A 19,842-nucleotide genomic window follows, 5' to 3' on the forward strand; every position below is an offset into this window, starting at 1 on the left:
TTGCGTCGCCTCGAACCCAGACCCGCCCCCATGGATTTGCGCATTGCCAGCATTCGCCGTTTCCTCTACAGCCACTACTTCTTCGGAGGGGTGCGCCAGGGTGTTGGCATGCTGTTGCCCGTGCTGGTGCTGGGCGGGCTGTTCGGCAACTACACCACCGGGCTGGTCGCGACCTTCGGTGCGCAGTGCCTGGCCATCATCGACCAACCGGGCGGGCCGCAGCGTCATCGCACCAATGAAATGCTGGGCGGGGCCGCGCTGGGCACCGTGACCGTCATCATCACGGGGCTGGCGTCCACCAATCCCATCCTGATCTGGCTGGTGGTGATTGCGCAGTGCTTCGTCTATTCGATGTTCACCGTGTTCGGCAAGCGCGGCGGGCTGATCGGCTTTGCCGGCCTGCTGCTGATGACCTTGACGATGCATTCACCGCTACAGCCGCACGAAGTATTCGCGCACGCGGTCGCCACCTTGGGCGGAGCGCTTTTCTATGTAGTGTTCAGCCTGGGATTTTCGCGCTTGTTCTGGCTGCGCGAGGAACAGCAGGCCATGTCGGTGGCGCTGTTCGCCACCGCAGACTACGTAGCCGCCCGCGCCGCCTTCTACGACGAGACGGCCGATCTGGACGAGGCCTATCGCACCCTGATCCAACGCCAGTCCGTCATGACGGAAAAACACCAGGCGGCGCGCGACATGGTGCTGCGTGCCCTGCCGCGCGGCAAGGGCGTGGGCGACCGCCAGCGCGTGATGATCTGGAACATGTTCGTCGACATGCTGCAACTGCTGGACACGCTGGTCGCCACCCACACCGACTACGCCGCGCTGCGCCGCACGCTGGCGGGCAATGACTGCCTGATGTTCATGCGCGACGCGCTGGTGAAGATGTCGCTGGAACTCAACCGCATCGCGCTGGACGTGTCGCGTGGCCGTCAGGTGCAGTACCGCAGCAGCGCCAAGGCGGAACTGCGCGCCATCGAATACGAAATTGAACAGCTCAAGCAGCAAGGCCTGGGCGAGCGCGAACCCGAGATGCTGGCGCTGATCATCCAGGTGCTGCGCCGCCTGCGCAATTCGGCCCGCATCGTCGACCGCCTGGCCGACCACACGGCGGCATCACCGGACGCCAAGCCCACCGACGTGCTGCGCATCAACAAGTCGTTGACGCGCTTTATCTCGCGCCAGGAATTCCGCTTTGGGCTGTTGACCAGCAACCTGCGGCTGGATTCCCCACACTTCCGCTATGCGCTGCGCGTGACGGCGGCCGCCGCCATTGCCATGACGCTGGCCAGCCGCTGGCTGTCGCCGGAATTTTCCGCGCACAACTACTGGATCATGCTGACCATCGTCATCATCATGAAGCCCGGCTTCGCGCTGACGCGGCAGCGCAATGGCTGGCGGTTGGGCGGTACTTTGATCGGCTGCATTTGCGCGCTGCTGCTGTTCAACCTGACCGACAGCCCCGAGATCCTGTTCGCCGTGCTGCTGGGCGCCTGCATCATGGGCAACAGCCTGGTGCAACTGAACTACATGGCCAGCGCCATTTTCAACACGCTCTTCGTGGTGCTGGTGTTCCACTTCGTGTCGCCGGGCACGGTGTCGATGGCGGTGATTGGCGAACGCGCCATCGACACATTGCTGGGCTGCGCGCTGGCGCTAATCTGCAGCTACATCCTGCCGTGGTGGGAAGCGCGCTATCTGAAACCGCTGGCCGCCGCCGCCACCCGCGCCAACCGGGAATATTTGCTGGCCGGGCTGCGCTACGTGGAAGCCATGCAAACACACGCGGGGTCCGCCACCAATACGGGCGCAAATGCGGGTACGACTGCGGGTACGAATACAGCCACGACGACAGCCGCGAACGCTACAACGAACGCCACCACCGCCGCGGACACCCCCGCCGTCATCGATGCCGACCTGGCCTGGCGCCTGGCGCGCAAGAACGTGCACATTGCATTCAGCAATTTCGCCGAAGCGTTCTACCGCATGATGAGCGAACCCAAATCGCACCAGCTCAGCGTGCCGGAATTGAACAACCTGCTGATCCAGAACCATGTGCTGGCCTCGCAGATCACAGCGGCGATACCCATTCTGGCGGCGCTACCTAGAACGCCTGAAGCCGTACAGTTAGCGCTGAACGGCATGGTCGACCTGCTGGACGAGAAGCGCCCCCAGATCGCCACGACCCTGCCCACGCAGTTCGACACGGCCGGCGAACAGGCGGCATTGGCGTATCCGTTGAAGCAGATGCTGAAGGCATCGCACATGATCCGCCAGGAACTGCAAGCGCTGGCCGACCCCACGCATGCCCCGCCCGTGGCGGCGGCGGCGTAAATGATGCGGACGGATAGGTAGGATGGGTGCAGCGCGCGTTGGCCCCGGCCAAGAAACACAACGCCGATCGCGCGAAACCCATCACGATCGTGCCAATTCGCCACGAACGTAGGATGGGTGCAGCGCGAATCGGCCCCGGCAAGAACACACCGCCGACCGCGCGGAACCCATCACGATCGTGCCAATTCGCCACGAACGCAGGATGGGTGCAGCGCGAATCGGCTCCGGCAAAAACACAGCCGATCGCGCGGAACCCATCACAATCACCCCACCTTGCGACGAAACACCAGTTTGTCTTCCGTTGAAACCGATGCGTCGTAGGCGTAGCCTTCCAGGTCAAAGCCCTGCAAGCCTTCCGGCTTGGCAACCTTATGCTGGATCGCGTAGCGCGCCATCAGCCCGCGCGCCCGCTTGGCGTGGAAGCTGATGATTTTCCAGGCGCCGTTCTTCCAGTCCTGGAACACGCATTGCACCACGCGCGCCTTCAGCGTTTTCAAATCAACCGACTTGAAATATTCCTCGGACGCCAGGTTGACGATCACCGGCGACTTCTTGCCTTCCTGACGCTCATTCAGGTAATCGGCAATCGTCGACCCCCAATACTCATACAGGTTCTTGCCCTTGGACGTTTCCAGGCGTGTGCCCATTTCCAGGCGATACGGCTGCATCAGATCCAGCGGGCGCAGCACGCCGTACAAACCACTGAGGATGGCCACGTGCTCTTGCGCCCAATCCAGTTGCTTGGCCGACAGGCTGGACGCATCCAGCCCTTCGTACACATCGCCATTGAACGCCAACACGGCCTGGCGTGAATTCGCCTGGGTGAAGCTGCGCTTCCAATGCGCGTAACGCTGCGCATTCAGCTCAGACAGCGCCGGGCTCAGGCTCATCAAGTCAGCGATGTCTTCTGCCGACTTCGTCTTCAACACCTTGATCAGGCCGGCGGCCTGATCCACGAACAGCGGCTGGGTGTGCGTCTCGATATGCAGGGGCGAGTCGTAGTCCAGCTTCTTGGCGGGGGAAAGCAAAAACAACATTCCAGAGTTCCTCTATTAACGCGCCGTCCAGCCGCCATCGACCGAAACCGACGTGCCGGTAATTTGCGCCGCGGCGTCGGATGCCAGGAACACGGCGGTGCCGCCGAGTTGTTCCGGGGTCACGAATTGCAGCGACGGCTGCTTTTCGCTGAGCAGTTCGCGCGCGGCGGTTTCCTGGTCAACGCCGTTCTTTTCAGCCAGCGCGGTGATCTGTTTTTCCACCAGCGGCGTGCGGACCCAGCCCGGGCAGATGGCGTTGGCGGTGATGCCCTGCCCGGCCGTTTCCAGCGCCGTGACCTTGGTGAAACCCACCACGCCATGCTTGGCCGCCACATAGGCCGACTTGTTGGCCGAGGCCACCAGGCCATGCGCCGACGCAATGTTGATGATGCGGCCAAAGCCCTGCTTCTTCATGTGCGGCAGCGCGGCCGCCGTGCCATGGAACACGGCCGACAGGTTCAGCGCCAGAATCGCGTCCCACTTTTCAACCGGAAAGTCTTCGATCAGCGCGGTGTGCTGGATGCCGGCGTTATTGACCAGAATGTCGATGCTGCCCAACTGGCGCACCGCGTTGTCGACCAGGCCACGCACGGCATCGCCCTTGGACAGGTCGGCGCCGTCGTAGATCACTTTCACGCCGTACTTCTCGGCCAAACCGGCGCGTTCTTTTTCGATCGCGGCGGCATCGCCAAAACCATTCAGGACGATATCAGCGCCTTGCTGGGCGAAGGCGGTGGCGATCCCCAGGCCGATACCGCTGGTGGAACCGGTGACAAGGGCAACTTTTCCTTTGAGCATGAGCATTCTCCTGTGGTCTGGCATAGGGATGAAAAGCGAAACGAAGACAAGTGTAGCCGCCCGCGCCGACGGCAATCATGCCATGACCCCACGTCCGGCGGGGTCAAGCGGATGGAGGCTTGTCGGACGAGTCCGACCCCAGCCCCGCATCGGCGGCCGAAGGCAGATCCGCCATGCCGCCACGGTTTTCCGGTACGCGTTCCAGCAGCTTGATCAGCACCGGCACCACGCCCATGGATATGGCGACCACCACGGACAGCACATCGCGATGCTCCAGGCTGATCAAGTGGTTGTCCCAGGCTTCATTGAAGATGGCGAAGCTGAATTCCCCGCCTTGGGCCAGCACCATGGCGAACAGCAGCCGGTGGTAGCGCGGCAGGCCCATGAACCGCGCGAAGCCATAGAGGACCAGGGCTTTGATCGCCAGCAAGGCGGCAACGCAGCCGATGATGAACGTCCAGTGATCAGCCACCACCTTCAGGTTCACGGACATGCCGATCGCCAGGAAGAACAGGCCCAGCAATAAGCCCTTGAACGGGTCGATGGCCTTTTCCAGATCGTGCCGGTAGCGGGATTCCGCCATCAACACCCCAACCAGAAAGCCGCCCAAGCCCGCCGACAGGCCCGCATAATCGAACAATTGCGCGGCGCCCACCACCATCAGCAATGCCGCCGCCGTGAAGAGTTCATTCAATTGCGCCTTGGCGGCCCAGCCCAGCAGCCGCAGCCGGTAGGCCAACGCCACCACCGCCACGGCGATCAGCGCTTCCTTGAACGACGGGGCCGACGTACCGTCAGACCCCAGCAAGCCCGCCGCCACCAGCATCGGAATGGCCGCCATGTCCTGAAACAGCAACACGCCCAATGCCGAACGGCCCAGCGGCGTGCGGGTCAAGCTGCGCTCATCCAACAGCCGCAGCGCCACCGCCGTCGACGACAAGGCAAGCGACAGCCCGCACAACACCGCCGCCTGCCACTCCATCCCGGCCAAATGCCTGAGCGCCGCGCCGAACACCAGCCCCAGCAGCAACCCGCAGACCAGCATCTGCAAGCTTCCCAACAGGAAGACCTCGCTGCGCATCGCCCATAGGCGCCTGGGCGACAGCTCAAGCCCGATGATGAACAGCATCATCACCACGCCCCATTGCGACACGTTGATCATGGTGTCGACATTGGTCACCAGCTTCAAGCAAGATGGCCCGATCAGCACGCCCGCAATCAGATAACCCGGAATGGCGCCCAGCCCAAGCCGCTGCGTGATGGGCACGCACAGCACGGCGGCAAGCAAGAGGATAAGAATCAGGTCCATGAAACGGGATGCCGCCTTGGGTAGGGGTGTAGGCCTGGGCGCGCGATGCCCGGATGGGCGAATTCTGGACAAAGATCGGCGCCGCCGGAAGTGCGCGATGCACCCTTTCAAGGATTTTTTTCGACCCCCTTTACACACAGGAAAAAATTCCTGTAGAATTGCGGGCTTCGCTGCTCCAACAACGAAGATCCTTCCGACCAGGGATCTTGAAGTGAAAACGAAACGTGAAGGGAAATCCTCAAAAAGGAACCCTTCAAATAAGTGATCACCGTTTTGGAACCCAGCCACGGAGAGGTGGCAGAGTGGTCGAATGTACCTGACTCGAAATCAGGCGTACGGTATCCCCGTACCGTGGGTTCGAATCCCACCCTCTCCGCCAAGTATTCAAGAACGAAGCCCCTGAGAAATCAGGGGCTTTTTTCTTTGTGGCGCGGGGTGGGCATGGGCCAAGCCATGACCCATGACTATGACCCCGGCCATGGGCTCATGGCCGTAGCCCAGATTGCGCCTGGACTACTTCCCCTCCGCTGTCCTACTGCCCCACGGTAGCAAGCGCGTGGCCGATCGCGATCCGTTCTGGAGCCCGCCCCACACTTCCTCCCCCCAGCAGCTTGAACGCACTGACCGCGCGCGTCAGGTCGGCGGCCTGATCCTGCATTGAGCCGGCCGCGGCGGCGGCCTCTTCTACCAGCGCCGCGTTCTGCTGCGTTACCTCGTCCATTTGCGACACCGCCCGGTTGACCTGTTCGATGCCGTCGGCCTGCTCGGCGGATGCCGCCGCGATTTCGCCCATGATGTCGGTCACGCGCTGCACTGAACTGACGATTTCCTGCATCGTCGTGCCGGCGCGCTCGGCGCTGATGGAACCCTGGCTGATCTTTTGCACCGTGTCTTCGATCAGTGTCTTGATTTCCTTGGCGGCCTGCGCGCTGCGTTGCGCCAGTGTGCGGACTTCGGCCGCCACCACCGCAAAACCCTTGCCCTGCTCGCCTGCCCGCGCGGCTTCCACCGCGGCGTTCAGCGCCAGGATGTTGGTCTGGAAGGCAATGCCATCGATCACCGACACGATGTCGGCGATCTTCACCGAGCTCGACGAAATCGCGCTCATGGTGCTGACCACCTCGGACACGGTCGCGCCGCCACGGGCCGCGGTGTCGGAGGCGGTGGCGGCCAACTGGTTGGCCTGGCGCGCGCTGTCGGCATTCTGCTTCACCGTGGACGAGAGCTGCTCCATGGATGCCGCGGTTTCTTCCAGGGATGCGGCCTGCTTCTCGGTGCGCGAGGACAGGTCAGTGTTGCCCGCCGCGATCTCGCCCGACGCGGACGCCATGCTGTCCACACCGGTCCGGATGTGGGCGATGGTGCCCGCCAGGTTGGCGTTCATGGACGCCAGGGCCTGCATCAACTGGCCGATCTCGTCGCGCGATGTCACGGTAACGGTGCTGGTCAGGTCATTGGCGGCCACGGTGCGCGCCACGCGCACGGCGGCCGACAGCGGGCGGGTAATGCCGCGCGTCAGCAACACGGCCAGCAGCAAGCCGCTGATCAGCGCCACCGAGCCGATGACGATCATCCAGAAATTGGCCGTGCGATAAGCGCTTTGAATGTCGGCCGCGCGCGCATCAATCTCGGCGCGCTGCAAGGCGGACAGCTTGGTGATCTGATCAATGAACTGGCGCGTGGCCGGCAGGAATTCCTGGGTGAAGACGCGGTTGGCCGTGTCCACGTCGCCGCTCTGCTTGGCCTTGAAGATGGCGTCGCGCGTGCGCAGGTAATCGCCTCGGGACTTGCCGATGCCTTGCCACAACGTCGTTTCCTCGGGCGTCTGTATCAGCGGCTCGATCTGCTTTTGCAAGGCGGAAGAATTCCGCGTGGACGCGGCGGCCTCTTCCGTGAAGAACGCCGCCAGGCTGGCGTCGGTGCTTTTTGCAATGGCGGTGGTGCGGGTGACGCCGGCCTGGATATTGCGGGCCCAATCGCTGATCCAGCGTTCCTTGATCAGCGAACGCTGGGTCACGGTTTCAACCGATTCATTGATGTTGGCCAGGCTGACCAGCCCAACCAGGCACATGATGATGATCATGGCCAGCAAAATGCCGAATCCCCCCGCCAGGCGGGTTCCAAGTTTCAGATTATTCATGCCGCGTCCAGCCATCCAGACAGGCGCGCGAATGCGGATTCGGCAGTTGCGTGCGGCCGCGCAAACCGCCGCCCACGCAAGCCAGACGCCCGCCAGCCCCTGGATGGATCTGCCCCCAATATGGTGTTCAAAGATGATGAAAGTGCCAGCGGAGAAGTCGTGAACCGAGGGTTCTCGCAGTGGTCGGGCAGATGCTAGCAGCGGCGATTTACGCCGCATCCAAGGAACTGGAGAACGAATTGGCGCAAGCTCGTCACTTTGCAAAATCGGGTCCGGACCGCCGCTTTGGGCGCGTCCGCCACACCAACAGCCGCGCCCCTCTCGGGCACGCCCGTCCTCAGCGCAGCAGGGGCTGAGCCAGCTCGCGAAGCCGGCGCTTGTCTTCATCCAGGCCCAGCGCATTCTCTGCGTATCCGAGCAAGCGCGCGGCATGCCGGGAAGCGGCCGGCTTGAATAGCGTCGGGTTGATCTCCGCCAGGCTCAACAGCGCCTTGGTCATGCGCATGTCCACTTCCAGCAAGCCCGCGCCATCTCGGGCGATAGGGCCGAAAAAGTCGTCGAACAAATCGTCCACGTCCAGGCATTGCACGTAGACCCGCCGGCAGTCGGGTTCGGCATCGGGTTGCGACGAAGGGGGCTGCCCCCAGCAGGTCAGGCTTCTTACGCCCCTGCCGATGACGTCAATGGCCGTTCCGGGGTCATTGACGGCAGGCGACAAGGCGCGGGACGCAATTTCGGAAAGCACCGACAAACCAAAGCGGGGGTCGTGCTCGAACGTGCGATGGGTGCCCATCGTGATGGCGCCCAGGATCGCCTCGGTGGGAGCCTGGCGCGTGGCCGGTGCGCTGCTTGATTCGGGCACGATCCACGCCAGCACCATGCCGACATGGGCAAAGGCGCCGGGCAGCACATCCAGATAAATCAAGGCCTGATGTTCGCGCGCGATCTGGCCCAAGGCCTGCACGTCGACGTGCTGGACGTAGCCCGTCTGGTCACTTGCCACGGCCAGCGCCGACGCGGGGGGCACGCCGGATGCCGGATAAGGAGTGCCGCCCAGACAAGGCCACTGAACGCGGTGCCGGATAGCGTCGATGGTGGCGGTTTCAACGCGGTCGATGGTTTCGCCGACCCGGCCGAGCTTTGACAGATGATCAATCCAGCGCAGCAGCGTGTAGACGATCAGGATCACCACCACGATCGTCACCGCGAACAGCAAGACCCGCCCTTGCGCGCCATAGGCGCCCGTGCTCAGCGCGATGATGCCCACCAGGCTGAACAGAAACGAGCCGATGAAGGTCGCCAAGGCGTTCTGCGTGGTGGTGTCCTGCATCACAAGGGTGGTTGCGCGCGGGGTCACGCCGCTGCTTGCCGCGCCGTAGGCCGCCACCATGGTGCTGAGCGAAAAGGTGGTCACCGCCAGCATGCTGGACGCGATGATGCCCAGGATCTTGTCCACCGCGTCCGCACCGATGCGGGCGGGCAGGGTTTCGGGAATGGCGCCCTTGAATATGACGGCAAGCAAGGCGGTTGCCACGCCCAGCAGCGAGAAAAGACTGGCCCTGAACCACAGGCGCTTGGTCAATTGCTTAAGCGCCCAGCGCCAACGAGCAACCATCTTTTCTCCTTTCAGTGACTGGCTAAGGGTCGGTGGGCCTCGCCAACTGGAACAAATCCGTGCTGCGAGCGTACCACCCGCTGCCGTGCATGCGCGCCACCAGCCCCATCTCGGCGGTGTTCACATAGCCGCGCTCGGCGTCCTGCACATAGGCATCGGCCACGTGCGCGCCCAGCACCCGGCCAATCACGACGACCTGGTGCGGGCCGGTCACGATGGTGGCCTGGCTGACGCATTCCAGCGACACCGGGCTGCCCTGGATCAAGGGCGGGCGCACATGCGCGGCGGGCAGCGCCGTCAGGCCCGCCTTGCTCAGCTCATCCACCCCGGGCGGATAGTCCGCGCAGGTCTGGTTCATTTGCTGCATCAGGGCTTCGGGCACCAGGTTCACCACGAACTCGCCGTTTTCGATGATGTTGGCGCTGGTGTCTTTCAATTCACCGTTGGCGCGGCGCATCAGGCCGATGGCGACGGTGGGCGGCTGGTGCCCCATGACGTTGAAAAAGCTGAACGGCGCCGCGTTGACGCACCCGTCGCCCGATATCGTGGTGACCCACGCGATCGGGCGGGGGGTGACGGTCGAGGTCAGCAGCTTGTAGACCGTCTGCGAAGGCAAGGCGCTGAAGTCAAAATGCATGTTTCAAGGCTCCTGCGCGCCGCCCGCCTGGGCGCTGGACACGGCGGACACGGCGGACACGGCGGAAACCGCCCGCTTTTCGCGGGTGTCGACCTGAAGCTGGAACACGTCCGGGCGCGCGTAGTGGCCAGACACGTCAAAGTCGTACTTGCCGCGCAGGATCTGGTTGGGGTTGATGTCGGCGTACAGAATGGTTTCGTCGGAAAAATCCGGGCCGGCCAGCACTTCGCCCAAGGGGTCGATGATGGCGCTGCCGCCGCGCATCAACACCGTGTCGGGTGCGTTGCCCAGCGAGCATTCGAAGTCTTCCGGATACGCATCGCGACGCAGGTGCTGGCAGGCGGTCAGCACATAGCAGCGGCCTTCCAGCGCAATGTGGCGCATGCTGGGAATCCAGCTATCGCGGTCGTCGGCCGTGGGCGCGCAGTACAGCGCCACGCCCTGGCTGTACATGTACATGCGCAACATGGGCATGTAGTTTTCCCAGCAGATGACCGCGCCGATCTTGCCGTAGGGCGTATCGAAGACGGGCATGGTGGAGCCGTCGCCAAAGCCCCAGATCAGCCGTTCGCCCGCCGTGGGCATCAGCTTGCGGTGCTTGCCGACCAGGCCTTCCCGGCCATTGAAGTACAGCACGGTGCAGTACAGCGTGCCGCCGTCGGCTTCGATGCAGCCCATGACGACGAAGCTGTCGGTATCGGCGGCCGCCTGCGCCACGATGCCGACCTCTTCGCCATCCAGCCGCACGGCCTGCCGGTGATAGCTGGCGAAGGCGTCGCGGCCTTCGGGCTTGCGCACGCCGATGGGCGCGCCAAAGGAATTGCCCTTGGGGTAGCCACCCAGGAAGGCCTCGGGAAACACCAGCACCCGGGCGCCCTGCTCGGCGGCCTGCCGGATCAGCGACGCGGCCTTGTTGGCGCAGGCGACGCTGTCGGTCGGGATGGACGCCGCCTGGATGACGGCGGCCTTGAAACTCGCTTGCACGGACATGTTTCTCCTCGCTTTTTTAGTGGATGGGGTCTTCGTCGATGGCCTTGGCGCGGGTGTTCGGCAGGAACAAGCTGCCGATGATGCCCACCACCACCATCACGACGACCGGATACATCAAACCGCCAAAGATATTGCCGCTGGCCTGCGCCAGGTAGGTGGCGGTAAAGGGCACGATACCGCCGAAGATACCCGCGCCGATGTGGTACGGGAAGGATAGCGCGGTGTAGCGGATGCGGGCCGGGAACAGTTCAACCAGGTAGGACGCCACCGGGCCATAGACCATCGCGACCACGGCGGTCATCAGCACCAGGATCAGGATGATGGTGGCGCGGTCGACGCGGACTGGGTCGGCGCGGTCCGGGTAGCCGGCCGCGCTCAAGGCCTTCGCATAGCCCGCGCGGTCAAAGCCGTTGACGGTGACGCCGCCCACGCTCATGGCAATGGTCTGGCCCGGCAGCGGCGCGGCGTATTCAAAGTTGATGCCCTTGCCGACCAGGAATTTCTTGGCCTGCACGCACACCTTCTTGTGGTCGGCATGGCTGCCGACCATCGCGGCCTGCAAGCCGAAGTCGCACGCGCCGCCGCTGGTATCGGCATGCACGCGGACCGGCGTGCTCTGCATGGCTTGGGCCAGCGCCGGGTTGCCGGCTTTCAGCAGCACCTCGAACATCGAGTGATAGCCGATGGCGGCAATGAACAGGCCCGCCATCATGATCCATTTGCGGCCGATACGGTCGGACAGCCAGCCGAACAGCACGAACGTGGGCGCGCCGATGATGAAGCCGATCAGGATCAGCGTGTAGACGCTGGTCTGATCCAACTGCACGGCTTGCTGCAGGAAGATCATGACGTAGAACTGGCCCGTGAAGTAGGTGGCGCCCTGGCCGGCGGTGACGCCGATCAGCGCCAGCACCACCAGGCGCAGGCTGGACCATTGGCCGAACGTTTCCTTGATGGGATTCTTCGACAGGCGGTTCTGCTGCTTCATGCGCGTGAAGACGGGCGATTCATGCAGCTTGGCGCGCACGTAAATCGAAATCGCCAGCATCACGATCGACAGGATGAACGGCAGGCGCCATCCCCATTGGCGGAAGTCCTCAGCGCTCATCGCTGCCTGGGTGCACAGGATGACAACCAGCGACAGGATCAGGCCGGCCGACGAGGTGATCTGGATCCACCCGGTCAGCAAGCCACGGCGCTTGGGCTCGCAATGCTCGGCCACATAGATCACCGCGCCGCCGTACTCGCCGCCCACGGCAAGACCCTGCACCACGCGCAGCGTCAGCAGCAGGATCCACGACAAATGGCCGGCCGATTCATAGGTGGGCAGGCAGCCGATCAGCACGGTGGCCCCGCCCATCATCACGACCGTGATCAGGAAGGTGTACTTGCGGCCCCACTTGTCACCCAGGTAGCCGAACATCACGGCACCCAAGGGGCGAATGATGAAGCCCACCGCCAGTGCGCCCAAGGCGGCCAGCAGTGCCACGGTGGGGTTGTCCTGCGGGAACAGCACCTGGCTCATGAACACCGCCAGGGTCCCGTAGATGAAGAAGTCGTACCACTCGAACAAGGTGCCCAAGGTGGACGCCACGACCACCTGACGTTCCTCTTTCCTGCTTAGCGTCGGCGCGTCGCCGATCCGCCCCACTGCTGCCACGTTTGCTTCCATGCTTGCTTTCCCCTGTGTTTTTAGATTGATACTGCTGTATGCATTAACTATTATCAAACTTAAAACCGGCCCGGACAAAGCTGGGGGAAACCCGAAACCGGGTCCGGCAAGCGGCCGCAAGCCCCTGTTGGCCGCTGCTACACTGCCGCCAAACACACACTGGAGGCAGCAATGGCAAGGCCCGCCGGCAAGGTAGAAAAGAACACGGAAAAGACGCCGACCGCAGCGCGCAGGGGGATTCAATCCATTGAAGTGGGCTTCCGGATCCTGGACCTGATCCGCAAGACGGGCCGGCCGTTACCGCTGAAGGAAATTGCCGACGCCTGTGAGCTGACCGTGCCCAACGTGCACTACTACCTGGTCAGTTTTCAGAAGGTGGGCGTGGTGCAGCAGCATGCCGACACGGGCCACTACGGCTTGGGTCCGTACGCACTGCGGCTGGGGCTGGCGGCGCTGGAGCAGTTCGATGTGTTCACCACGGCGCGGCCCATCATGGCGGAGGTGGCGGCGGTAACCGGGCACACCGTGTTCCTGGGGGTGTGGGGCAACAAGGGGCCGACCATCGTGTATCGGGTGGAAGGCAGCCGCAGCCGGCCCTTGCTGGAATTGCGCGTGGGCACGGTGATGCCACTGCTGTCGTCGGCGCTGGGCCGCAACTTCCTGGCGCATTTGCCGGACGCGCTGACCCGCGACCTGCTGGACCGCGAGATGGCGTCATCCATTCCCGAAAGCCAGGGCGGCGCCCCCGGCAATTCCTATACGGCGAAAGACGTGCAGGCCATCCGCGACGAGGTGCAGAAGCACCACATCAGCCGCTGCCGCCATGCGCTGCTGCCGCACTTCACGTCGCTGTCCGCGCCCATCTTCGACATGCTGGGCGAGATGACAGCGGCCATCACCCTGATGGGGCCGGTGGGCGCCATCGACGACGACCTGGATTCCGACACCGCGCGTCTGCTGCGTGAAAAGGCGCGGTCGATCTCGGCGATGGCGGGGTGGGAAGGGTCGGAGCCGAACACGGCCCCGGCCGCAGGCTAAAACGCGTCGCGTCCGGCGAGCAATGGCGGTTCGGGCCGCCCGTGCTCGGCGCTGCTGGGCTGCCGGACGACGACCGCGCGCGCCGCACGCATCAGCTTTCCACGATGATCTTCGCGTCTTTGATGGTCTTGGCGTATTTGCGCTGTTCCTGGACCATGAAGTCGGCAAAGCGCTGCACACTGCCGCCGCCGTCTTCCGCGCCCACCTGCGCCAGCTTTTCCTGCACGTCCGCCATCGCCAAGACCTGATCGATATCGCGGTTCATGCGCTGGACCATGGAGTCGGGCATCTTGCCGGGGCCCACCATGCCGAACCAGATGCTGGCCTCGAAGCCCGGATAGCCTTGTTCCGCCACCGTCGGCACATTGGGGTGGCTTTTCGAGCGCTGCTGCAAGGTCTGCGCCAACGCGATCACCTTGCCGGACTGCACCAGTGGCGTGGCCGTCGTCATGCCTTCGAAGCAGTACTGCACATGGCCGCCCAACAGATCGTTCATCAGCGGCGCCGACCCCTTGTACGGCACATGCAGCACGTCGATGCCGGCGCGCGCCTTGAAAATTTCCAACGCCAGGTGCTGGGCCGAGCCCGCTCCCGCCGACCCGAACACGATCTTTCCTGGCTGCGCGCGGCACAGCTTGACCAAGTCAGGCAGCGTCTTGGCGGGCTGCGACGCGCCGCCGATCAGGATGGTGGGCGTCTTGCCCACCAACGCGATGGGCGAGAAATCGCGGTCCACGGAATAGGCCAGCTTGGGCTGCAAGCCTGGCGCAATGCCGTGGCTGTTCACATGCGCCATCAGCAGCGTGTTGCCATCGTTGGGCTGGCGCGCCACCTGCTCGGCCGCGATGACGCCGGCTGCCCCGGCGCGGTTCTCCACGATGACGGGAATATTCCACATCACGCCCAGCTTTTGCCCCAACAGGCGCGCCAGCACGTCGGTGCCGCCGCCCGCCGGAAAGCCCACCACGATTTTCACCGGACCCGACGGCATGTCCTGCTGCGCCCGCGCCGCGTTGGGCAGCACAAGCGCCGCCCCCAGCGCCGCGGCGCCGGTCATGAATTGCCTGCGTTGCATGCTTGTCTCCTCGCGCCGGCCTCGAGGGCCGGCTGCTTGTTTTGAAAAGGCGCCGCCTGTTGCGGGTGGCGTTCAACGACTGATGCGGACCCACTTGCCAAACTTTTCGACCATGCGCTCTTCGAAGCCGAAGCCCAGCCCTGGCTCTTGATGCAAGACCACGCGGCCCAGCTTGTGAGTCAGTTGCCGATCGATCAGCTTGCGGAAATTCAACACCTGGTCATCCCAGAAAAATTCGACGTAGCGCGCGTTCGGCGTCGCCGCAACCAGCGGCGCATGCACGTCGTGGAACCAATGCGGGCAAACCACCACGCCGTAGCTGGCGGCCGTGGCCGCAATGCGCTTCCACTCGGTGATGCCGCCGCACACCGCCGCGTCGGTCTGCAGGATGCCGGCCGCGCCCTTGTCGAGCAGTTCCTTGTGATACCAGCGGCCATAGCCGATTTCGGCCGTGGCGATCGGCAGATGCGTCAACCGCGCCAGCTTGGCGTGGCTGTCGATATCGTCCGGCCCAAAGGGCTCTTCGATGAAATACGGCTCGTACTGTTCGAAGCGGCGGATGTACTGCATGGCCTGGGTCACGTCCTGCCAGGCGTTGTTGCAGTCCATCATCAGCTCGACATCCGGGCCCACGGCTTCGCGCGCCGCTTTCAAGCGCGCCTCTTCCTCGCGCGGGGACAGGCGGCCGGTCTTCATCTTGACGGCGCGAAAGCCCTTGTCCACATAGCTGGCCATTTCCTCGCCCAGGTGCTGGGGCGTCTTGCCGTCCAGGTAGTAGCCGCCGCTGGCGTAGGCAGGCACGGTTTCGAGTTCCATCGCACCCAGGAACTTGTGCAGCGGCAGGCCGGCCGTCTTGGCGTTCAGGTCCCACAGTGCGATGTCCAGCGCACTCAGCGCGCGCATCACCGTGCCCTGCCGACCTTGCAGCAGCGCCTCTTGGTACATGGCTTGCCACAAGCCTTCAACGGCGTGTGAATCGCGGCCCAGCAGCACCGGCGCCAACAGGCTTTGCACGGCTGCTTCGAAGATGGCGCCGCCGGCGCTGCCCACATAGCAAAAGCCGATGCCTTCCACGCCGTCGCTTGAACGGACCTTGACCAGGCCGTAGTGGCGAGTGGATACGCTGCGGTTCGAAAACGATGTGACTTTATCCAGGGGCACCGCAGCGGCGCAAACGTCGATGGATTCAATAATGGGCACGGCAAGCTCCTTGATGGCGGGGTTCCAACGGGCGACGCCGGCGCCTTGTGCGCGGGCGGATCGCTCTGGACGTATTCTTCCCGCCACCAAAGAAAACAACAATTATCTTCACCCATCTTTAGAATACGGAAAATCCATCTTCACCAGGGGCAAGCGCCGTGGACTCCCGCTTTCTTCAAACCTATGTGCATGTGGTGGAGCTGGGCTCCATTGCCCAGGCCGCGCGCCACCAAGGCTTGACGCCAGCCACCGTGCAGCAGCGACTGCGCGCGCTGGAGGGCGACGTGGGCAGCGCCCTGATCGCCCGGTCTGGCCGCACGGTCAAACCCACGCCTGCCGGCATCCGCATTCTTGAACGCGCCCGACATATCCTGCGCGACGTGCGCGACCTGCGCTCGGCGGCCAGCGACACGGAGCTTCCGGCCGGCCCCTTGCGCCTGGGCGCCACGCCCACGGCGCTGACCGGCATCATGCCGCCGGTGCTGCGCACCTGGGTGGCTCGCCATCCCCATATCGAGATCTACATCGAGCCCGCGCCCACCACCCTGCTCTACAGCAAGGTGCTGTCCGGCGAGCTGGATGGCGCGTTGCTGGTGCACCCGCTGTTTGCATTACCCAAGACGTGCGACTGGCGCGACCTGCGCCACGAACCGCTGGTGTTGGTGACGCCGGCCGACATGAAGGTGCGCGACCCGTTGGCCGTCCTCGCGCGCGAGCCCTACATCCGCTATGACCGCAGCGTGGTGGGCGGCAAGATGGCCGACGACTACCTGCGCATGCACAACCTGCGGCCACACGTGCGCTTTGAGTTGGACGGCATCGATTCCATTGCGAAGCTGGTGGCCGAGGGACTGGGGGTGGCGGTGTTGCCGGACTGGGCCGTCACCGGCGAACCGGCCGCGCGGGTGACGCGCTGGCCCTTGCCGGCGCCCTGCCCGGTGCGCACAGTGGGCGCGATCTGGCAGCGCGCCGGTGTGCGTTCGGAACTGATGCGGGCGTTCGTCGCGCTGACCGAATCGCAGCTGGGTTTGACGCGCGATCAGGCTTAGGCGATGGCGTCCTGGCCATTGCGGGCAACGACCACGCCATGGGTCACGACCAGACGGCGCGGCTTGCGCGTCACCACGGCCTCGGCCACGCAACTGGCGTCGACCAGCACCAGGTCGGCCCGCGCGCCCGGCGTCAGGCCGTAGTCCGCAAAGCCACAGGCGCGCGCGGCGGCGCCGGTGACGCAATCAAACGCCCATTCCACTTCGTCGTCGCGGCGCAGGTCGTTGCGCAGGCCGATCATCATGGCGCGCGCCAGCATGTCGGGGCTGCCATACGGCGTCCAGGTGTCACGGATGCCGTCGTTGCCGCCGAAGATCGTCACGCCCGCCTCGCGGCAAGCACGCACGCCGGGCACCGGCCGCGAGGGCGGCGCCGTGGTCAATACAGCCACGTCCAGCGTCGCCAGGCGTTTGAGCAGCCCGTCCAGGCGCTTGGCGTCAACGCCGCCCAGGCAGAAGGCGTGGCTGATGACCACCTTGCCTTGCATGCCCAGCGCCTGGACGCGGTCCAGGATCAGGTCCAGCGTGAACGCGCCCAGTTCGCCGGGCTCGTGCAGATGGATGTCGACCGGCTTGCCATGCTTCTCGGCAAGACCGAACAGCACACCCAGTGATTGGGCGGGATCGCGGTCGATGGCGGACGGGTCCAGCCCACCCAACACATCAGCGCCTTGCGCCAACGCCTGGTCCAACAGGTCGGCCGTGCCAGGTCGCACCAACAACCCCGACTGCGGAAAGGCCACGGTTTGAATTTCCACGCGGCCGGCCAAGGCTTCGCGCGTGGCATGCACGCCATCCAGGTGACGCAGGCCCGCGTCGGTGTCCACATCGACATGGCTGCGGATGCGGGTAGCGCCTTCGCGCAGGAAGGCCAGCGCCAACGCGCGCGCATGGCTGGCCGCATCGTGGCCCGTATTGGCGCGCCAGGTGCGTTCGTTTTCAATGCGGTCGGTCAGGGCGGGGCCAACCGTATTCACATACCAAGGTGAATCCCAGTTGGTCTTGTCCAGGTGAGTATGGCCTTCAACCAGCCCCGGCAACAACAAGGCGCCGCCGCCATCCTCAACAGGGACGTCGGCCGGCGCCTGGATACCCGCTTGTATTTGCAGGATGCGCCCACCCCGCACCAATACGTCGACAGCGTCGGCGGCGTCGTTCGCCGCTACGCGGACGTTTTTCAACAGCAGGTCGGTCATGGATTTTCCCCGGGCGAACGAAAGCGGCCGGCCCGAAAGGCCGGCCACGTATCAGCCCAAAAGTTCAGACTTGCGGCGGTTCGATCCAGAAGAAGCGTTCGCCTTGGCGGACCATGTCGGCGACGCCTTCGGCGCCGATGCGGTAGTCCGAACCCATCAGCGATGCACCGCCGTCTTCATGGATGTGGATAACGGCCAGCGGGTCATTGGCCATGGTGTACCAGTAGTACCCGGGCTTGAGATTATGCAGGTCAGTAGTCATTGCTTGAGTATACAAACAACACCGCCTGTACAAAAAGACAACACAAATACAAAGCCTGCCTGACAGCGGGAACACGACACGTCATACTGCCTGCTCCTGATCTGAATTAGCTGGTGCATTTGACACACATCGGTTTGGAAGCGAAACGCAGTACGCGGACGTAATACGCGGACTTCTGCCGAGAGGAGAACAGCGAGCGCATGAAACGGCAGTCACTTCAATTCAGCGAGCCGCTCAAGCAAGCCGTCCTGGCGGGCTTGAAAGTGCAGAGTCGCCGCATTCTGAAGCCGCAACCCAGCAAGCCCACGACGGTTTGGTATGCGGACGCCGCCGATTCCGGACGCTGGGTGGCAATGGGTCCCGTTCGCGATAACCCTTCAGAATTGCGGCGTACATCCAGTTGGGTCAGATGCCCCTATGGCAAAACCGGCGAAAGCATCACCCTGACCGACGAAGCGGGCAACGCATTCGCCACCGCGCTTATCGTGGGTGTGCGCATCCAACGGCTGCAAAGTCTGACCGAAGCCGATGCGCGTGCCGAAGGCACCGAAGCCTTGTACCAATCTTCCGCGCTCTTGCCTGGCGTTCCACTTCAAACAGCGTTTGCATTAACGTGGTGCGAACGCTATGGCTCGCACGCCTGGGCGGCCAACCCTTGGGTATGGGTGGTGGAATTCCGAGGCGCACAATCGATCTGATCCAATCCGGGCCGCGCAGGCCGCGATGATGGTGACCGTCTGTAACGCACCGGTCTGACTTCATCTGATTCCACTTCATTTCAATCGATTTCAGGTCTACGTTTACCAGGGCGCAAGTACTATCCCGCGCCGCAGCACGCGCGCGTTGCCCAGCCCGGGGACGGTTGCGGATTGTCGCTATTGAGCGAGCCGCGCTTACGAATCCGCGACCGAAAAGCCCGAAAATAGGGGCGTCGAATACTCAACTTTGCTGTGTCGCGCAGCAGGCAGGTGCAACATGAAAAAATGGCTAATTGCTGGTGTCGGTGCCGCGGGTCTGCTGATTTCCAGCGTGGCCCTCGCCCGGGTGGACGTGGGTATCTCAATCGGCTTGCCCGGCGTGGTTTATCCAGCCCCGGTATACGTGGCGCCCGCCCCTGTCTATGTGGCGCCGCCACCGCCCGTGTATTACCGCCCGGCGCCCGTGTATGTGGCGCCCCCGGTGGTCTACCCCGCTCCGGTCTATTACCGTGGCGGCCCGCACTGGCGCGGCGGTCCGCCTCCGCGTTATTACGGTCCGGGCCCCGGTCATTATCGAGGCCACGGCCACGGCAAGGGCCGCGGCGATTGGCATCGTTAAAAGCAAAGGCCACTCTGACGAGTGGCCTTTTTTTTCCGTTGGGACATTGTCCGGTGCCCCATTGGAATGACGATCAGGCCGCGGGGACCCGTACCGGCTTTTCCGCCACCACGGCGGATTTTTGGGATACCTGCGCGGGCTTGCCATCTGCCCAACGCGGGGATTCCTGAACAAGA

17 protein-coding genes and 1 tRNA gene are annotated in these 19,842 nt (G+C 63.9%); 6 read left to right on the forward strand and 12 right to left on the reverse strand.

The genetic code is table 11. The annotated features are described in order from the left end of the window. Window positions 1-30: 30 nt before the first annotated feature. The gene (locus M2361_RS23420) at window positions 31-2,331 is read left to right on the forward strand and encodes an FUSC family protein (protein WP_259252062.1); all 2,301 of its coding nucleotides are present in this window, start codon (window positions 31-33) and stop codon (window positions 2,329-2,331) included. A gap of 263 nt (window positions 2,332-2,594) precedes the next feature. Here M2361_RS23420 and yaaA read toward each other — a convergent pair whose 3' ends face one another. The 3 genes from yaaA to M2361_RS23435 form a co-directional block, all read right to left on the reverse strand. Beyond that, complete coding sequence (gene yaaA, locus M2361_RS23425) at window positions 2,595-3,368, reverse strand: peroxide stress protein YaaA (protein ID WP_259252063.1); 774 nt, start codon at window positions 3,366-3,368, stop codon at window positions 2,595-2,597. 15 nt (window positions 3,369-3,383) lie between these two features. Then, a complete protein-coding gene (locus M2361_RS23430) occupies window positions 3,384-4,166 on the reverse strand; it encodes a 3-hydroxybutyrate dehydrogenase (RefSeq protein ID WP_259252064.1) in 783 nt (260 codons plus the stop codon). 103 nt (window positions 4,167-4,269) lie between these two features. After that, entirely contained in the window at window positions 4,270-5,475 is a 1,206-nt protein-coding gene (locus tag M2361_RS23435) for a cation:proton antiporter (protein ID WP_259252066.1), read from the reverse strand. A gap of 288 nt (window positions 5,476-5,763) precedes the next feature. Here M2361_RS23435 and M2361_RS23440 point away from each other — a divergent pair. After that, a tRNA-Ser gene (locus M2361_RS23440) sits at window positions 5,764-5,854 on the forward strand. A 153-nt stretch (window positions 5,855-6,007) separates the two neighbouring features. Here M2361_RS23440 and M2361_RS23445 read toward each other — a convergent pair. From M2361_RS23445 to M2361_RS23465, 5 genes are all read right to left on the reverse strand, one after another. Next, a complete protein-coding gene (locus tag M2361_RS23445) occupies window positions 6,008-7,615 on the reverse strand; it encodes a methyl-accepting chemotaxis protein (RefSeq protein WP_259252068.1) in 1,608 nt (535 codons plus the stop codon). Between the two features lie 337 nt (window positions 7,616-7,952). Continuing rightward, window positions 7,953-9,230 carry a DUF2254 domain-containing protein gene (locus tag M2361_RS23450; RefSeq protein WP_259252069.1) on the reverse strand — a complete coding sequence of 426 codons (1,278 nt, stop codon included), beginning with the start codon at window positions 9,228-9,230 and terminating at the stop codon, window positions 7,953-7,955. 22 nt (window positions 9,231-9,252) lie between these two features. Further along, entirely contained in the window at window positions 9,253-9,867 is a 615-nt protein-coding gene (locus M2361_RS23455) for a flavin reductase family protein (RefSeq protein WP_259252072.1), read from the reverse strand. A gap of 3 nt (window positions 9,868-9,870) precedes the next feature. Then, complete coding sequence (locus tag M2361_RS23460; RefSeq protein ID WP_259252077.1) at window positions 9,871-10,857, reverse strand: carbon-nitrogen hydrolase family protein; 987 nt, start codon at window positions 10,855-10,857, stop codon at window positions 9,871-9,873. 16 nt (window positions 10,858-10,873) lie between these two features. After that, window positions 10,874-12,529 (reverse strand): MFS transporter, encoded by a 1,656-nt coding sequence (locus tag M2361_RS23465; RefSeq protein WP_259252080.1) that lies wholly within the window; start codon window positions 12,527-12,529, stop codon window positions 10,874-10,876. A gap of 171 nt (window positions 12,530-12,700) precedes the next feature. Between M2361_RS23465 and M2361_RS23470 the strand changes: the two genes are divergently transcribed. Beyond that, entirely contained in the window at window positions 12,701-13,567 is an 867-nt protein-coding gene (locus M2361_RS23470) for an IclR family transcriptional regulator (protein ID WP_259252081.1), read from the forward strand. A 91-nt stretch (window positions 13,568-13,658) separates the two neighbouring features. Here the strand turns inward: M2361_RS23470 and M2361_RS23475 are convergent, their stop codons facing one another. Next, window positions 13,659-14,642, reverse strand: coding sequence for a tripartite tricarboxylate transporter substrate binding protein (locus tag M2361_RS23475; protein WP_259252082.1), 984 nt, complete (start codon window positions 14,640-14,642; stop codon window positions 13,659-13,661). Window positions 14,643-14,714: 72 nt separating this feature from the next. After that, the gene (locus tag M2361_RS23480) at window positions 14,715-15,842 is read right to left on the reverse strand and encodes a mandelate racemase/muconate lactonizing enzyme family protein (protein WP_100852810.1); all 1,128 of its coding nucleotides are present in this window, start codon (window positions 15,840-15,842) and stop codon (window positions 14,715-14,717) included. Window positions 15,843-16,000: 158 nt separating this feature from the next. On the opposite strand from M2361_RS23480, the gene M2361_RS23485 reads away from it, so the two are divergent. Further along, a complete protein-coding gene (locus M2361_RS23485) occupies window positions 16,001-16,891 on the forward strand; it encodes a LysR family transcriptional regulator (RefSeq protein ID WP_259252087.1) in 891 nt (296 codons plus the stop codon). On the opposite strand, the gene M2361_RS23490 is transcribed toward M2361_RS23485, so the two are convergent. After that, complete coding sequence (locus M2361_RS23490) at window positions 16,888-18,087, reverse strand: amidohydrolase family protein (RefSeq protein WP_259252089.1); 1,200 nt, start codon at window positions 18,085-18,087, stop codon at window positions 16,888-16,890. The two genes, M2361_RS23485 and M2361_RS23490, sit on opposite strands and share 4 nt — an antisense overlap. A gap of 64 nt (window positions 18,088-18,151) precedes the next feature. Then, window positions 18,152-18,349 carry a hypothetical protein gene (locus M2361_RS23495; protein ID WP_082134365.1) on the reverse strand — a complete coding sequence of 66 codons (198 nt, stop codon included), beginning with the start codon at window positions 18,347-18,349 and terminating at the stop codon, window positions 18,152-18,154. Between the two features lie 200 nt (window positions 18,350-18,549). Between M2361_RS23495 and M2361_RS23500 the strand changes: the two genes are divergently transcribed. Further along, window positions 18,550-19,047 carry a hypothetical protein gene (locus M2361_RS23500; RefSeq protein WP_259252093.1) on the forward strand — a complete coding sequence of 166 codons (498 nt, stop codon included), beginning with the start codon at window positions 18,550-18,552 and terminating at the stop codon, window positions 19,045-19,047. Between the two features lie 277 nt (window positions 19,048-19,324). Then, window positions 19,325-19,666, forward strand: a complete 342-nt coding sequence (locus tag M2361_RS23505; RefSeq protein WP_259252095.1) for a virulence factor — start codon at window positions 19,325-19,327, stop codon at window positions 19,664-19,666. Window positions 19,667-19,842: the final 176 nt, after the last annotated feature.

It is taken from the genome of Achromobacter sp. JUb104, assembly GCF_024806975.1.
Lineage (GTDB): Bacteria > Pseudomonadota > Gammaproteobacteria > Burkholderiales > Burkholderiaceae_B > Achromobacter > Achromobacter spanius.

Excerpts from the sequence above, each read along its gene's own strand:
- M2361_RS23420 (WP_259252062.1), top strand. The coding sequence starts at position 31 with ATGGATTTGCGCATTGCCAGCATTCGCCGTTTCCTCTACAGCCACTAC.
- yaaA (WP_259252063.1), bottom strand. The coding sequence starts at position 3,368 with ATGTTGTTTTTGCTTTCCCCCGCCAAGAAGCTGGACTACGACTCGCCC.
- M2361_RS23430 (WP_259252064.1), bottom strand. The coding sequence starts at position 4,166 with ATGCTCAAAGGAAAAGTTGCCCTTGTCACCGGTTCCACCAGCGGTATC.
- M2361_RS23435 (WP_259252066.1), bottom strand. The coding sequence starts at position 5,475 with ATGGACCTGATTCTTATCCTCTTGCTTGCCGCCGTGCTGTGCGTGCCC.
- M2361_RS23445 (WP_259252068.1), bottom strand. The coding sequence starts at position 7,615 with ATGAATAATCTGAAACTTGGAACCCGCCTGGCGGGGGGATTCGGCATT.
- M2361_RS23450 (WP_259252069.1), bottom strand. The coding sequence starts at position 9,230 with ATGGTTGCTCGTTGGCGCTGGGCGCTTAAGCAATTGACCAAGCGCCTG.
- M2361_RS23455 (WP_259252072.1), bottom strand. The coding sequence starts at position 9,867 with ATGCATTTTGACTTCAGCGCCTTGCCTTCGCAGACGGTCTACAAGCTG.
- M2361_RS23460 (WP_259252077.1), bottom strand. The coding sequence starts at position 10,857 with ATGTCCGTGCAAGCGAGTTTCAAGGCCGCCGTCATCCAGGCGGCGTCC.
- M2361_RS23465 (WP_259252080.1), bottom strand. The coding sequence starts at position 12,529 with ATGGAAGCAAACGTGGCAGCAGTGGGGCGGATCGGCGACGCGCCGACG.
- M2361_RS23470 (WP_259252081.1), top strand. The coding sequence starts at position 12,701 with ATGGCAAGGCCCGCCGGCAAGGTAGAAAAGAACACGGAAAAGACGCCG.
- M2361_RS23475 (WP_259252082.1), bottom strand. The coding sequence starts at position 14,642 with ATGCAACGCAGGCAATTCATGACCGGCGCCGCGGCGCTGGGGGCGGCG.
- M2361_RS23490 (WP_259252089.1), bottom strand. The coding sequence starts at position 18,087 with ATGACCGACCTGCTGTTGAAAAACGTCCGCGTAGCGGCGAACGACGCC.
- M2361_RS23495 (WP_082134365.1), bottom strand. The coding sequence starts at position 18,349 with ATGACTACTGACCTGCATAATCTCAAGCCCGGGTACTACTGGTACACC.
- M2361_RS23500 (WP_259252093.1), top strand. The coding sequence starts at position 18,550 with ATGAAACGGCAGTCACTTCAATTCAGCGAGCCGCTCAAGCAAGCCGTC.
- M2361_RS23505 (WP_259252095.1), top strand. The coding sequence starts at position 19,325 with ATGAAAAAATGGCTAATTGCTGGTGTCGGTGCCGCGGGTCTGCTGATT.